The sequence below is a fragment of the Alteromonas sp. Cnat3-28 genome (assembly GCF_022348265.1).
Lineage (GTDB): Bacteria > Pseudomonadota > Gammaproteobacteria > Enterobacterales > Alteromonadaceae > Alteromonas > Alteromonas macleodii.
Genome location: NZ_JAKREY010000016.1, coordinates 51415 through 65140 on the forward strand (window position 1 = coordinate 51415; position 13726 = coordinate 65140).

Here is a 13726-nt window from a genome sequence, read left to right on the forward strand (position 1 = left end):
CATTATAAGGGAATTCCATGTTGGATCCGAAGAAACTCGAAGATTTAGCGAAACAAATTGCTGAGGCCGTTCCACCTGGCGTTAAAAACATGGCTGAAGAAGCCGAAGGTCGAGTAAAGGCGGTATTGCAGTCGCAGCTGTCTAAGCTTGATTTAGTGACTCGCGAAGAGTTCGATATTCAAAGCCAAGTGCTTATTCGCACTCGTGAAAAGCTAGACGCTATGGAAAGCCGCATTGCTGAGCTTGAAGCGAAGCTAGCGGAAAAGTAGGCGTTCAAAGCTTACAGAAACTCAAAAAGCGCCTTTATGGCGCTTTTTTTGTGGCTGAATACCATAAACAATGGTTTGTATTGGGCTAGTTACTTTTACTGTTACACCAAATAAAAATGCAGTGCCGTTCCTAGCGTGATGGCTAAACCAATATAGTGATTTTCAATAAACGCGGTGAAGCAGCCTTCACGCTGACGGCGTTTAATAAGTTGATACTGGCGCACGCATAGCAGAGCCGAAAACAGCACGGCTAAGTAGTAAGGCCAGGTTGCGTTAATAGCACAGCCTATACACCACAAAATGGCAAGGGCAGCGGCCTGTAGCAGCATGACTATGAGTACGTCGTTTTTTCCAAATAATATGGCCGTAGACTTGATGCCTATTTGTAAGTCGTCATCGCGGTCTACCATGGCGTACATGGTGTCGTAAGCTACCGTCCATAGTAAGTTAGCAATAAACAACCACCAGCCGTACGCTGGTACTGTTTCTATCACAGCCATAAATGCCATAGGAATGGCCCAACCGAACGCGGCACCCAATACCACCTGCGGTAAATTGGTGTAACGCTTCATGAAGGGGTAGCTTGCTGCTAGGAGTAAGGCTACCACCGACAACGCAATGGTTTGCCAGTTAAGGAATAACACTAAGACAAATGCTAAAGCGATAAGCGCACCAAAAAGTTGTAGTGCTTGTTTAGCCGACACTTCTCCGGTTGCAAGAGGACGCTGGGCAGTTCGCTTTACGCTACCGTCTACTTTTCTGTCTGCATAATCGTTAATTACACACCCGGCTGAGCGCATGACAACTACGCCAGCCACAAAGATGAGCGTAATGCCTAAAGGCGGTAAATCCTGTGCAGCCATAAGAAGCGCCCACAGTGTTGGCCACAGTAGAAGGTAAATACCGACTGGTTTATCAAGGCGCATCAGTCGCGCATAGGCGTTCCAATTGTGCTTCATAATTGTTTTTCGCTTTCCTTTTCGTTTTTAGCAGTGTGGCTATACGCCGGTGAGGGCGGAAGAAACACCTCTGCCACTATCATGCTGTAGTTGCCTAACGTAAACAACGAGCGCCTGCCCCACAAGGTTTGATTACTGTTAATACCAAACTGCGAAGCTGGCACTGTACACAGTTGAAACGCAGAGCGTGTAAAGCGTTTATCGTTAAACAAACGTTTTCCTAAAGGCTCTCGACCAAGATTTGAAAGCTCGCTGTCAACAAAGGCTTGAGGAATGATAGAACGTGCAAACACCCATGGCTTATGATCGCCACATAAGAGAATTTCTCGCGCTTGATAATGGGTTTCACCGTTGTCGAGTAAAAACGACAGTTCATTGTCGTGAGGAATCTGCTCGTGCTGGCCAATAAGCTCTAGAGAAAAGTGGTTGCTTAAAGACTGTACTCGTTCGGTTAACGACCCAGTGTCTAACAGCCAGTTTTTTAGCTGTGCATTAGGAATTGTGATGCCAGAAGGTGCTTGCCAGTCAACCGCCAAACCCACTGGAAAAGTGGCATTAAAACTCACACGAAAAGCCCGAATAATGAATCTGTTAGTATGATAACACGTCATGTTCAATTATTTTCACTCGGTTAAACTTTTGCAGTAGTGTGTTTAATCAGAGTTTTGCTACACTACCAAGTGAATTTATTACTTTGGTGTTTCGGGCTTCACTATGCTTAAGTCTTTAGTTTTACGCGTATTTGCGGTTAGTTTTTTCGTTCTTGGTTGTAACGCAGCAGTGGCGCAAGACAAGGCCAACTATGCTTATTTGGGCTTAGAGCCAGAGATTGTTACCAACTACATTAGCGATAGCGCACAAAAGCTAGGCTATGTACGCGTGTCAGTTGAATTGATGATCCACGATGTTGATCAGCTTGAAATTGCTGAACACCATATGCCGTTGCTGCGCTCTACTGCCATTGAAATATTCGGTCAGCAACCGGCAGAGAAGGTTAAATCACTAACTGGTCGTGAAGACATTCGCCGCGCTATTCTTAAAGCGTTGCAAGAGCACATGAAGCAAGAGACAGGCGGCGAAGTGGTGAAGAACGTCATCTTCACCAAATACTTATACCAAGGCGGTTAAAAGTAGATAACGGGCTAAGAGGCTAACGTACGCCTTTTAGCTACATAAAACGCCACTAGCGTTTACCCGACCCAAGGCTTAAGGCCCCGGCGAGCAAACATCCGGAAATAAGCCCGGCTGTATGTGCAGCATTCGCCATGTTTACCCACAAAATATCGGCATAACCCAGTACCAACCACACCAACATAAAGCCCACAATTGAATTTGGCAGCGATAAGCCCCAACTTGGTCGCAGCCAGCCTAGCCACCACACAAAGCCCATTACGGCATACACCACACCAGACAAGCCGCCAAACAAGAACAGGTTGCCTTGCACAGGGTCGCTAAACAGCGCTTGCGCGGCGTTCGAAATAGTGGCCGACACTAAGAACACAATAAGCAGCATACTCATGCCAAGGATGCGTTCGATTTTAGCTCCCAACATGCCCCACCACAGTAGGTTAAATATAATGTGCAGCGCCGAAAAATGAATGAACGCAGGGCCTAGTAATCGCCACCATTCGTGATTTTGCGACAAAATGGAAAATGGCTGCATCAATAAATGCTGTGCGATAGGGGCAAACAGTCCAAACAATGACAGTAAATAAACCGCAACACACAGAATAAATACCACCGAGGTAAAAGGCGCTTTCACGGCATCGGCAATGATATTACCCATGGAAAAGCCATTACCCAAAGGCGCCAGCCGTACGTTCTTGCCATTATCCCATGCTGCTTGCTGGTACTTCGGATCAGTAGGGTTTGCCAAAAAGCCATCTGCAATCACTTTTGCGCGGTCGAGATGGTCGTGATTATCTAATACCACCACGAACTCTTTATCGTGCTGTACTACAGCGGCCTGAATGTGCTGACTGGTTAAATAATTGGCGAGAAGATGTGCAGGACTTTGCTGATTGAACGCAATTAAAGGATGAGCCATAAGCTAGTTGTTACCCCGAAGCAGAAGAATATGAATGCGATATGACATATACCAAGGGCGCGGTATATAACCTCTTTATACTGAAATACTGCAGTAGCTGCAAAAAATAAAGGTGCACATTGTGCACCTTTATCAAATCGCTATGCCGTGACTACCGGATTTGCCAGTCGCCATGCTTCGAAGCCACCGTCCATACTATAAACGGTTTCAAAGCCTTGCTGTGCAATCACTTGGGCCGCCTGCTGGCTGCTTACGCCGTGGTAGCACACGACAACCACTGGGATATCTTTGGGCGTTTGGTCGATAAACGCTGCAAAGTTGTCGTTGTTCAGCTGCGCTGCGTTAGGCATGTGTCCATTAGCAAACGATTGAGGATCGCGAATATCCACAATGGTTACGTCACCTTGAAAGTTTGCAACGTCGTTTACGCTAATGTGTGAGAATGTTGTCATTATTGCCAGTCCAGAATAACTTTACCTGAGTGTCCAGACCCCATGGTATCAAACCCTTTCTGAAAGTCATCAATAGAAAAGGTGTGTGTGATGATAGGCGATAGATCTAAGCCGCTCTGCAGCAAGCTCGCCATTTTGTACCATGTTTCAAACATTTCACGGCCGTAGATACCTTTTATCACCAAGCCTTTGAAAATAACCTGATTCCAATCGATGGCAACATCTTGTGGAGGTATTCCCAGCATGGCAATTTTGCCGCCATGGTTCATTTTGTTCAGCATGTCTCTAAAAGCCACCGGCACACCAGACATTTCCAGACCCACATCGAAGCCTTCTGTCATACCAAGTTCGTTCATTACGTCTTTCAAGTCTTCCTTGCTTACGTCAACGGCGCGGGTTGCACCCATTTTTTTAGCAAGCTCAAGACGGTAAGGGTTAATGTCGGTAACCACGACATGACGAGCACCTACGTGCTTTGCAACTGCAGCAGCCATAATACCTATTGGGCCGGCACCTGTTATCAGCACGTCTTCACCCACCAAATCGAAACTTAGTGCAGTGTGAACAGCGTTACCAAACGGGTCAAAGATAGACGCAAGGTCGTCACTAATGTTGTCTGGAATTTTAAACGCGTTAAATGCAGGAATTACCAAGTATTCAGCAAAAGCGCCCGGGCGGTTTACGCCTACGCCTTCAGTGTTACGACACAAATGTACGCGACCTGCACGACAGTTACGGCAATGGCCACAGGTAATATGGCCTTCGCCCGAAACACGGTCGCCAACCTTAAACCCTTTCACTTCTTGGCCCATACCTACGACTTCGCCCACATACTCGTGGCCTACAACCATAGGTACCGGAATGGTTTTCTGTGACCATTCGTCCCAGTTGTAAATGTGCATGTCGGTGCCGCAAATGGCGGTTTTGCGAATTTTAATCAGTAGGTCATTGTGTCCTACTTCAGGTTCTGGCGTGTCTTGTAGCCAAATGCCTTTTTCTGCTTTCGCTTTAACTAGCGACTTCATGAAATTACTCCCAATTCACGGCCAACTTCAATAAATGCATCTACCGCTTTATCAACATGTTCAAGGCTATGACCTGCTGACATTTGCGTACGAATACGGGCCTGACCTTTCGGCACAACAGGGTAAGAAAAACCGATAACATAGATGCCTTTCTCAAGCATCTTGTCTGCCATTTCGCTAGCTAAACGAGCATCGCCTAGCATAACAGGAATAATAGCGTGATCTTTACCAGCTAATGTGAAGCCCGCTTCTTCCATACGCGTACGGAAGTGATTGGCGTTGCGCCATAAATTAGCGCGAAGCTCGTCACCTTCTTTCATCATTTCAAACACTTTAAGCGATGCTGAAACGATAGGTGGCGCAACCGAGTTTGAGAAAAGATAAGGACGCGAGCGTTGACGCAACCACTCTACAACTTCTTTTTTGCCCGTGGTATAACCGCCAGACGCGCCGCCTAGTGCTTTACCTAGAGTACCGGTGATGATGTCTACACGACCCATAACGCCACAATACTCATGGCTGCCTTTGCCGTTTTCGCCAAGGAAGCCCGTTGCGTGACAATCGTCTACCATTACCATAGCGTCATACTTGTCGGCCAGGTCGCAAATAGAGGCTAAGTCGGCAATCACGCCGTCCATTGAAAACACACCGTCGGTGGCAATAATTTTGAAACGTGCGCCATCGGCATCAGCTTGCTTCAACTGCTCTTCTAATGCTGCCATATCGTTATTGGCGTAGCGATAACGCTTAGCTTTACACAGGCGCACACCGTCAATGATACTGGCGTGGTTTAACGCATCAGAAATAATGGCATCTTCAGGGCCTAATAGCGTTTCAAATAAACCGCCGTTCGCGTCGAAGCACGATGGGTACAAAATGGTGTCTTCTGTACCGAGGAAGTCGCTGATAGAGGCTTCCAGCTGCTTGTGAATGTCTTGTGTACCGCAAATGAATCGTACAGATGCTACACCAAAACCATGGCTATCCAGGCCTTTCTTTGCTGCTTCAATCAAGCTTTCATTGTTTGCAAGACCAAGGTAGTTGTTGGCACAAAAATTAATAACGTGCTCGCCGTTAGCAACACCAATATCCGCTTGTTGTTGCGACGTGATAACACGCTCTTTTTTGTACAAACCATCTTCTTTCGTGGCTTCAATTTGCGATTGCAAATGAGAAATAAATGCCGCAGACATGCCATTCTCCGAGTGTAGGTATATTAAAACCGTTAGTTTAATGAAAGCGCGGTAAAGGGTACACACCCTTGCGCTGTATTTAATGGGTTTGTCGACTAAGTTTGTAAATTATTCAGCACACTACATTGATGAAGCGTGCCCCTTTTGAAACGGTAAAGTCGCCCTAGGCTGATTCTTTCCAAAAACCAAACTCTACTTTGTCGCTTAACACGTCCCAAATGTTAACCTCAGGAATAGGTCTGCTGATAAGGTAGCCTTGACCCAGGTTGCAGTCGAAATGACACAGCAACTCGTACTGTTCACTGGTTTCAATTCCTTCTGCCACCACTTGCATTCCCATGTTGCGCACCATAGAAATCGTAGAGTGAACGATGTTTCTATCGTCAGCACTGCTGGCGATATTTGCCACAAACGAGCGGTCAATTTTGATGTAGTCGGCGGGTAACGATTTAAGATAACTCAACGACGAATAGCCCGTGCCGAAATCGTCGATAGCCAGCATGCACCCCATGTCGCGAATATTTTGCATGATGGTGGTTGCACGCTTGATATCTGATACCAATACCGTTTCGGTTAACTCTAAGCAAACTTGGTCGGGCGCTATGTCATTTTTGATAATTTGCTGCTGCAAGAATTCAGGCAAACTCGGGTCTAAGAACTGACCCGCTGACAAATTAATCGCCATCTTCACGTCGGGGTAGCCGCTATTTTTAAGCTCTCTGATTAAATAAGTTGAGCGCGTAATTACCCAGTAATCAAGCTCAAGCATGAATGACGTGTTTTCAAGAAGCGGTATAAAATCGGCCGGGGAAATATTACCCTTTTTAGGGTGTTGCCAACGCAATAGCGCTTCAAAGCCCACCAGCCTTCCCGTGTGCATCTCAATTTGGGGCTGAAGCGCTAAGCTAAACTGGTTGTCTCTAAGGGCTTCACGCGCCTCTGACTCCAGCTCAACCTTCTGCATTACTTTAAGGTTCATGGTGGCGTCATACACGCGATACTCCGCCCCTTTTTTGGCTTTAGCTTCGTACATCGCAATATCAGCATGACGCAGCAGTTCTACTGGCGTGGCGCGAGAGTGGTTGGTAATAGCAATACCGATACTAATAGAAACGTAAAAGGTTACGCCATCTACAATGATTGGCTCTTTAAACTCTTCTATCAGCTTTTTGGCTACCGTGTCTACGTGCTTTTTGCTTTCGATATTTGAAAGTAAAATAACAAACTCATCACCGCCAAATCGAGATGCAATATCCGACTCTCTAATCGGCTTAGAAATACGCATAGCAGCAGCTTTTAAGAGTTTATCGCCGACGTCATGACCATGACTGTCGTTAACCTTTTTAAAGTCGTCAAGGTCCATGAACATCAGTGCCACTAACCTATCGTCGCGAATTGAACTAGCTAGCTGCTTTTCTATTTGAAAAGTCAGCATATTACGGTTGGGAAGTCCGGTTAACACATCGAACATCGCCATTTTTTCAAGCTTCGCTGTGTTAATAGCCATTTGTCCGTCAAAGCTTTCTAGCTGGCGCGCCAGATTATTTGCCGCGTCTTCAACAACGTCCAATTCATCTGTGAATTTGAAAATAGGCGACTTCCTTCGTTTAGCTGCAATGGTGTAAAACTCGCTGAACTTGTGTTCGGCCAGCATAGGCAAACGTTCGCTTACATCTAGCAAGCGTATTCTGTATTGATTTAGGAAAAGGTAAAGCAGCGAAGAGAAGATAAAAAATAGCGCAACAGCGCTAGAAATAACTATGTACTGGTATTGTTCGTTTTGACGCACCATGGCCGACACGTCTTGCACAATAAGCAAGTATGGATGATCACCTGATGCGTGATTAAAAGGCAATAAACTAACCAGCAACTGCTGATTTTCCAGCGCAACATTCATACCTCTAATAACTAAATCGTCAATTCGCCAATTATCGGGTAACGCATCAAATAGAGATTGAAAGTACTGTCGATTAGCCGCAGACACTTGGCTTGCCACCCTTAATTCTGACAACTCAGATGAGGTTTCTTTGTGCTGGACGACAGCAACTTTGTGCACATCGGTAGCGCGACTAAACAGGTATAGCAGTTCTCTCATCGACGTGGACACAACGATGACGGGCAGTGTTTCACCGTTTGCCATGATTGGAATTGAAATGTAGTGCGTGCATACCGAGTCACAGTACAATAGTGAGCGGCTTTCAAACGACGCCCGAGTGGTATTCACTAACTTTTCAATGGTTTTATTTACTGGCTGTAGCGGGTTACCAACAACACCGTGTTCGTCAAACAAATACAGCGATTCAACTTGAAAGTTTAGGGTCAGGTATTCACTAAGACCGCTAAGCGTTTGTTGTAGCGATTCAAGGCTATCTGCGTTGCCTCCACTCTTATGGCTGATGATATCAATAAGCGTGATCATTCTGCCGTGCAGAATGTCTTCAAAAAGCTGAACCCGTCGTTGATTACTGACCTGGTTTTCCCGTTGCTGGAGCAGAATTCGAGCGTCAGACTCCTGAATAAGAACCGTTGATATAACTACAGCCACAGTTAATACCATAGCCAACAAAATTGTGATGGTTTTAGTGGTGAAAGATACCTGAACCTTCATCTAATGCCCTTAAAACCAATACATCAATTGCACTGACCACATTTCCCAATGCTTATCGGCATGAGACGCTACATCTAAGTTCAGTAAGCTCACTACCCTTGTCGCACCTTCAACCCAATGATACTCACCTTGAAGTCGCCACTTCGGTGCAATGTCCCAACGCAAGCCTAGGGTATACGTATCTTGATAGCCAAAGTAAGCGGGGATCACGCCGCCTGTCATCGCCTCTAACTGCTTTCCGTCTCGATCTGATTTGTCGTTAATGTATGTGTCGTAGCCAATAAGACCACTTACATTGTTATTAAACAAATACCTAAACTGAACAAAACCGCCTTCGCCCGTGCGTTTAAAGGCAAAACCAGGGAAGAATAGCCCTTTGTTATCCTGAACTTCCCTAACTAACTCTGCTGACACTTCCCAATTTTCTGCAAAGTATTGCGCAGACAGCATAATACGCTCTATATCTGCTCCGCCAGCTACTCGGTTGTCATCCTGAGAAGGTGTATATCTGAAATCAGAATTCAACCAACTGGCACCTAGTTTCCATGTCATGGTAGCCGGTTGCCAGAACACGCTGGCTTGATGAACAAAGTCTTGCTTGATGTCGCCTTTTGCTTCGTCGCCGAGTAAAAAATCTCTCTGGGAGTCGTTAATATTAGAGCGACCGTAACTCCAGTTTAATTCCCAGATATTCTGAGCACCATAGTGTGAGAAACTGGTTTGGATACCGTTGCTTCCCAAAGCAACGTCGCGAAACCCGTCAAAGTACACAGACTGGGGAAGAACAGACGTGTAACGTGTTTGTGGCACATCTCTGGTCACTGAGTACAGCCAGTGGCGGTTTTTGAAGCGACCAATGTGGACTTGTCCTTGCCACTTACCGGGCAAGTCAGGCAATTTCCAATCAATAAACAAATAATCTAAACGAGCGCCCTGCTCAAAACGATTCCCGCCGTCTAAATAATTAATTTGCCCGGCAACAGAGATGTTTTCCGCTATTCGATAGTAACCATTTAGCCCAACTTCGGTGAGCTCACCTGTTATTGCGTTATCGTCAGTTATAAAGTTACTTCCATGTGACTGAGTTACACCTTGAGAGACATAACCATGCCACGAAAAATCTCCTTGTGAAGCAAGGACAGGCATGCTTAACATTCCAAACGCGAGAGCGATGTATTTATTCATTCTGTTCCTACCTCTACGCGTCTTAATTTCACAATTTCGGTATGTTCAACATAGCCGATAGCGCCTGTGGTACTTTCTAACGCCTCTATCAACGCTTGGTAAGACGTGACCCTAACGGGTGTAACGCCCTGCCCAGAATAGGTGATTTGATCCCATAGACGAGATAATTGATAAGGGAACATCTGAAGTACTTCACGACAAAACTGCTTGTGGAGCTCATCGTTATCCTGCAATACAAATACCGTGATTTTAGTACCATCGCTCCAATATTGACGATGGCCGGTAAATATCTGGCGAAGCTCAGAGCGGTTTAGCTCTGAAACCATGACACTCTCATTAACCATGACGTTTAGTTCTGCTGCGTGTGCGGCAGGCACGCCTGAAAACAGTGCAATATTCAGTAATAGCACCAGTCTAAATTGAGTATAAGCAAGAACAGTGGATAGCCATCGCAAAGCGGGCTTTTTCATTCAGTAACGACTCCCTGTTATTTCAAAGGAACACTTCGCAACGCTAAGTGTAGATAATAGTTGATAGTTTTACCTTACAATTAAGTAAATTAAGCGACAATTAGCTTGTGATGGTGCCCTGATCTATCAACAGTATTTTTTCCTATTGTTCGTATCTTTTGGCATGCGCTAGGTGAAGCCTATTTGCTCGAGTATTACCTATTCGCGCCAAATAAATGCTTATTTTTCAGATAGAACTCTCCGGGCCGCCGCAATTTAACATGCTCATTCTAAAATGATGAATATGGTCAACGATACTCGCGTATGAGCATAACGACTTAGGTTTTTATACTTAAGACGTTGAATTAGATTCATTATTTCAACAAATAATCTTAGTACGTAAAAACTATGAGCGCGTAAACAGACTTTTTTACCTCTGAAACGCAGTCGTTGCTGAAAAACCAAAATAAATCATTAGAATAAAGAATTTACCATAAGTTGTGGGCGACATGGCGACAATACGACGAGACATAGGTGCTGGGCACCACTTTATTTTCGACGACACTTTAGTCAGTCATCCCAACGCGGAGATGTTTACCCCCGACTTTTGGCAGCTTCAAGACAAAATAACAGGTCAAGCCAAGGGACGTGGTACAACCATTTTCATTGAGCATGAGGGTCAGCGCTGGGTTTTACGCCATTTCAAACGTGGTGGCTTGGTGGGCAAAGTACTGAGCGACCAATATCTGTTTATTGGTGTTGAGCGTTCTCGCCCGTTTGAAGAGTTCAGGCTGCTCGAATATATGCGAGCACAAGGTCTTCTTGTGCCTGTTCCTGTTGCGGCGCGTATACACCGCCGAGGCCTGATTTACCGCGGCGATTTAATTACTTTAAGTATTCCAAATAGCAAAGATTTACACCACGCACTGTGCGATAAACCACTGGATAAAGATGAGTGGTATGAGGTTGGCCGAGCGCTGGCAGCTATGCACAATTGTCAGGTGTACCATCATGATGCCAACGTTCGAAACATCATGATTGATAGCGATAAGCAAATATGGCTTATCGATTTCGATCGCTGCGAGCAGCGTCAAGGTAACAGCTGGAAACAGGGTAATTTAGACCGGCTGCTGCGCTCTTTACATAAAGAGAAAGCGAAGAACCCTGTCTTTCACTGGCAAGAGAGCGACTGGTCAGCGTGTATGAATGGTTACCGCGAGGCAGTGAAGTAATAAAAGCACATGTGGTAAGCGGATTGGTATACGCTAATAATGTGTTACATTAGCCACGTTGAACACATAAACCCTCTACAACGAAAAGATTCGACTTTATGCACACTAGAGCACTTTACCCTGGTACTTTCGACCCGATCACTAACGGTCATGCCGACCTTATTGAACGCGCATCTCAGTTATTTTCTCATGTGATTGTAGCGATTGCTTCTAACCCAAGTAAAAAGCCACTGTTTACGTTAGAAGAGCGCGTAGAAATGATAAAAAAAGTCACTGCTGACTTACCAAATGTCGAGGTAGTGGGGTTTACTGGTTTATTGGCTGATTTTGCTGACGAACAAAATGCCACAATTCTCATTCGTGGTTTACGCGCAGTTTCTGATTTCGAATACGAGTTTCAACTCGCAAATATGAATCGCCGTTTAAATCCCAAACTAGAAAGTGTCTTTCTTACTCCTGCAGAGGAGAATTCATTTATCTCGTCCACCCTAGTAAAAGAAGTCGCTCTTCACCGCGGTGCAGTGAGTGGCTTTTGCCACCCAGTTGTTGAGAAAGCTTTAAAAGACAGGCTGAGTAAGAAAGATTAAGCACCAATAGTAAGTGTATTAGCGTTGGCAGTGAGTACAGAAAAAGGTATTTCGCTGCCCAATAACCTTACTTTCAATGGCTTTGCCACACACTTCACAAGGCTCGCCTTTTCTCCCATACACATTCAAGTGCTGTGCAAAATACCCAGGCTTACCGTCGGTTTGCGCAAAGTCTTTTAATGTTGTGCCGCCTTGTTCAATGGCTTTGGCCAATACTTGCTTAATGGTTGCAGTTAACGACTGATAGCGAGCAGCGCTGATGTTGCCTGCGGCTCTTCGCGGGTCTATACCAGCTAAAAAGAGTGCTTCGTTCGCGTAGATGTTTCCTACACCTACCACAATGGCGTTATCCATAATGAAGTTTTTAACGGGGCCTTTTCGATTGCGCGATAGTTTAAATAAGCGCTTATCGTCAAAGTCGTCTGTAAGCGGCTCTGGACCCAAGTTATCAAGCATGGCTATTTGCATATCAGGGGCCTGAAATAACACTGCACCAAAGCGTCTTGGGTCGTTAAAACGTAAGCACTTACCTGTGTTTAAAACAATGTCTACATGGTCATGCTTAATAATTGGTGTCGACGCATCGATAACGCGTAACTTACCCGACATACCTAAATGTAAAATTAACGTGCCTTTGGCTGTTTCAATAAGTAGATATTTAGCGCGGCGTTTTACAGCAATAACGCTCTGCCCTTCAACGTTCGCTACCTCTTGTGGAATGGGCCAGCGCATTCTTCGCTCACGCACCTCCACCTGCGTAATGGTATTGCCAATAAGATGTGGAGAAACGCCCAAACGGCTTACTTCAACTTCTGGTAGTTCAGGCATTTACAGTATCCAAGGTAAAAGATTATCAAGTTCGGTGTTGGTTAATGTGTACCAATTATTTTCAAATTTGATCACAACGGGTGATGTATTCGGATAGATGGCGTAAACATTGCCGTTATTATTGCCTGCGAGCCATACTACGACGATATAAGGCTGTACGTTGGTAATCGCTTCGGGTACGTCCGTGGCCGGCTCAAGCCTTGCCCGCTGCCAATGTGAAAACTGAACATCCGGCTTGATGGCGAGGACTGTATTTTGACCTGACTGGCGCCACTGCTGTCCAACTCGCTCTAAGCTATGGCCATCGTGCTCTATTTTTAACACATAAGCGTCTTCAGGTAGCAGGCTGCGAGATTGAACAACGTCCTTCTTAGGTACAAGACTGTCTAAGTTGAACAGTGCAATCATGATAAGCATGGCAATAATGACCACGTTATTCATTGCTCGCTGAGAAATTCTAGCCACCTGACTTTCCGTTAAATATGAGTCCTGAAATTAGGAATATAGTAATACCTAGCCAATATATAAGCTAATTCAATTCAAAGAAAACCTAGGACCTGCTGGAAAAAAGTAAGTGGGAGAAAGCAGTGATCGCAAGACAAACTCAAGGGATCGTGGACAGTCGAATATGGGATCTGGTGGGATCGTGACGTGATGAAGTAGAAATATCTTCTTCAAAAAGCAAAAAACCCAGCAAGGGCTGGGTTTTCGTGGAGACAAAAGCAAGCTAATTACTTGATTTTGGCCTCTTTGAACATAACGTGCTTACGCACAACGGGATCATACTTTTTGATCTCCATTTTGCCAGGCATGTTACGCTTGTTTTTATCAGTAGTGTAGAAGAAACCTGTACCTGCTGAAGAAACTAGTTTAATTTTATCACGCATTGTCG

Annotated in this window: 16 protein-coding genes; 4 read left to right on the forward strand and 12 right to left on the reverse strand. The window is 45.2% G+C overall.

The window, feature by feature from the left end:
* The first annotated feature begins 17 nt into the window (after window positions 1-17).
* Window positions 18-269, forward strand: coding sequence for an accessory factor UbiK family protein (locus MHM87_RS15325; RefSeq protein WP_239241409.1), 252 nt, complete (start codon window positions 18-20; stop codon window positions 267-269).
* Window positions 270-370: 101 nt separating this feature from the next.
* On the opposite strand, the gene ubiA is transcribed toward MHM87_RS15325, so the two are convergent.
* Window positions 371-1228, reverse strand: a complete 858-nt coding sequence (gene ubiA, locus MHM87_RS15330; RefSeq protein WP_239260006.1) for a 4-hydroxybenzoate octaprenyltransferase — start codon at window positions 1226-1228, stop codon at window positions 371-373.
* A complete protein-coding gene (locus MHM87_RS15335) occupies window positions 1225-1794 on the reverse strand; it encodes a chorismate lyase (protein WP_049587578.1) in 570 nt (189 codons plus the stop codon). Before MHM87_RS15335 ends, ubiA begins: the two co-directional genes overlap by 4 nt.
* Window positions 1795-1942: 148 nt before the next feature.
* Between MHM87_RS15335 and MHM87_RS15340 the strand changes: the two genes are divergently transcribed.
* Window positions 1943-2356, forward strand: coding sequence for a flagellar basal body-associated protein FliL (locus MHM87_RS15340; RefSeq protein WP_049587539.1), 414 nt, complete (start codon window positions 1943-1945; stop codon window positions 2354-2356).
* A gap of 55 nt (window positions 2357-2411) precedes the next feature.
* On the opposite strand, the gene glpG is transcribed toward MHM87_RS15340, so the two are convergent.
* The 7 genes from glpG to MHM87_RS15375 all read right to left on the reverse strand — a co-directional run bounded on the left by glpG (window position 2412) and on the right by MHM87_RS15375 (window position 10208).
* Window positions 2412-3275, reverse strand: coding sequence for a rhomboid family intramembrane serine protease GlpG (gene glpG / locus MHM87_RS15345; RefSeq protein ID WP_239260008.1), 864 nt, complete (start codon window positions 3273-3275; stop codon window positions 2412-2414).
* 140 nt (window positions 3276-3415) lie between these two features.
* Window positions 3416-3727 carry a thiosulfate sulfurtransferase GlpE gene (gene glpE / locus MHM87_RS15350; RefSeq protein WP_014947767.1) on the reverse strand — a complete coding sequence of 104 codons (312 nt, stop codon included), beginning with the start codon at window positions 3725-3727 and terminating at the stop codon, window positions 3416-3418.
* A complete protein-coding gene (gene tdh, locus MHM87_RS15355; RefSeq protein ID WP_014947766.1) occupies window positions 3727-4752 on the reverse strand; it encodes an L-threonine 3-dehydrogenase in 1026 nt (341 codons plus the stop codon). Before tdh ends, glpE begins: the two co-directional genes overlap by 1 nt.
* Window positions 4749-5945: a glycine C-acetyltransferase gene (gene kbl, locus MHM87_RS15360; protein ID WP_239260010.1), complete on the reverse strand. Its 1197-nt coding sequence runs from the start codon at window positions 5943-5945 to the stop codon at window positions 4749-4751. The genes tdh and kbl overlap by 4 nt, the downstream gene beginning before the upstream one ends.
* Before the next feature lie 163 nt (window positions 5946-6108).
* Window positions 6109-8553 carry an EAL domain-containing protein gene (locus tag MHM87_RS15365; protein WP_239260012.1) on the reverse strand — a complete coding sequence of 815 codons (2445 nt, stop codon included), beginning with the start codon at window positions 8551-8553 and terminating at the stop codon, window positions 6109-6111.
* 9 nt (window positions 8554-8562) lie between these two features.
* Complete coding sequence (locus tag MHM87_RS15370; RefSeq protein ID WP_239260014.1) at window positions 8563-9738, reverse strand: hypothetical protein; 1176 nt, start codon at window positions 9736-9738, stop codon at window positions 8563-8565.
* Entirely contained in the window at window positions 9735-10208 is a 474-nt protein-coding gene (locus MHM87_RS15375; RefSeq protein WP_039226966.1) for a hypothetical protein, read from the reverse strand. The genes MHM87_RS15370 and MHM87_RS15375 overlap by 4 nt, the downstream gene beginning before the upstream one ends.
* A gap of 479 nt (window positions 10209-10687) precedes the next feature.
* Between MHM87_RS15375 and MHM87_RS15380 the strand changes: the two genes are divergently transcribed.
* Window positions 10688-11419: a 3-deoxy-D-manno-octulosonic acid kinase gene (locus tag MHM87_RS15380; protein ID WP_014977890.1), complete on the forward strand. Its 732-nt coding sequence runs from the start codon at window positions 10688-10690 to the stop codon at window positions 11417-11419.
* A gap of 98 nt (window positions 11420-11517) precedes the next feature.
* Window positions 11518-12006 (forward strand): pantetheine-phosphate adenylyltransferase, encoded by a 489-nt coding sequence (gene coaD / locus MHM87_RS15385; RefSeq protein WP_014947760.1) that lies wholly within the window; start codon window positions 11518-11520, stop codon window positions 12004-12006.
* Between the two features lie 18 nt (window positions 12007-12024).
* Here coaD and mutM read toward each other — a convergent pair whose 3' ends face one another.
* From mutM to rpmG, 3 genes are all read right to left on the reverse strand, one after another.
* Complete coding sequence (gene mutM / locus MHM87_RS15390) at window positions 12025-12834, reverse strand: bifunctional DNA-formamidopyrimidine glycosylase/DNA-(apurinic or apyrimidinic site) lyase (protein ID WP_239260016.1); 810 nt, start codon at window positions 12832-12834, stop codon at window positions 12025-12027.
* Entirely contained in the window at window positions 12835-13299 is a 465-nt protein-coding gene (locus tag MHM87_RS15395; protein ID WP_039226967.1) for a hypothetical protein, read from the reverse strand. It lies immediately after the preceding gene.
* A gap of 266 nt (window positions 13300-13565) precedes the next feature.
* Complete coding sequence (gene rpmG, locus MHM87_RS15400; RefSeq protein WP_012516577.1) at window positions 13566-13721, reverse strand: 50S ribosomal protein L33; 156 nt, start codon at window positions 13719-13721, stop codon at window positions 13566-13568.
* Window positions 13722-13726 lie beyond the last annotated feature (5 nt).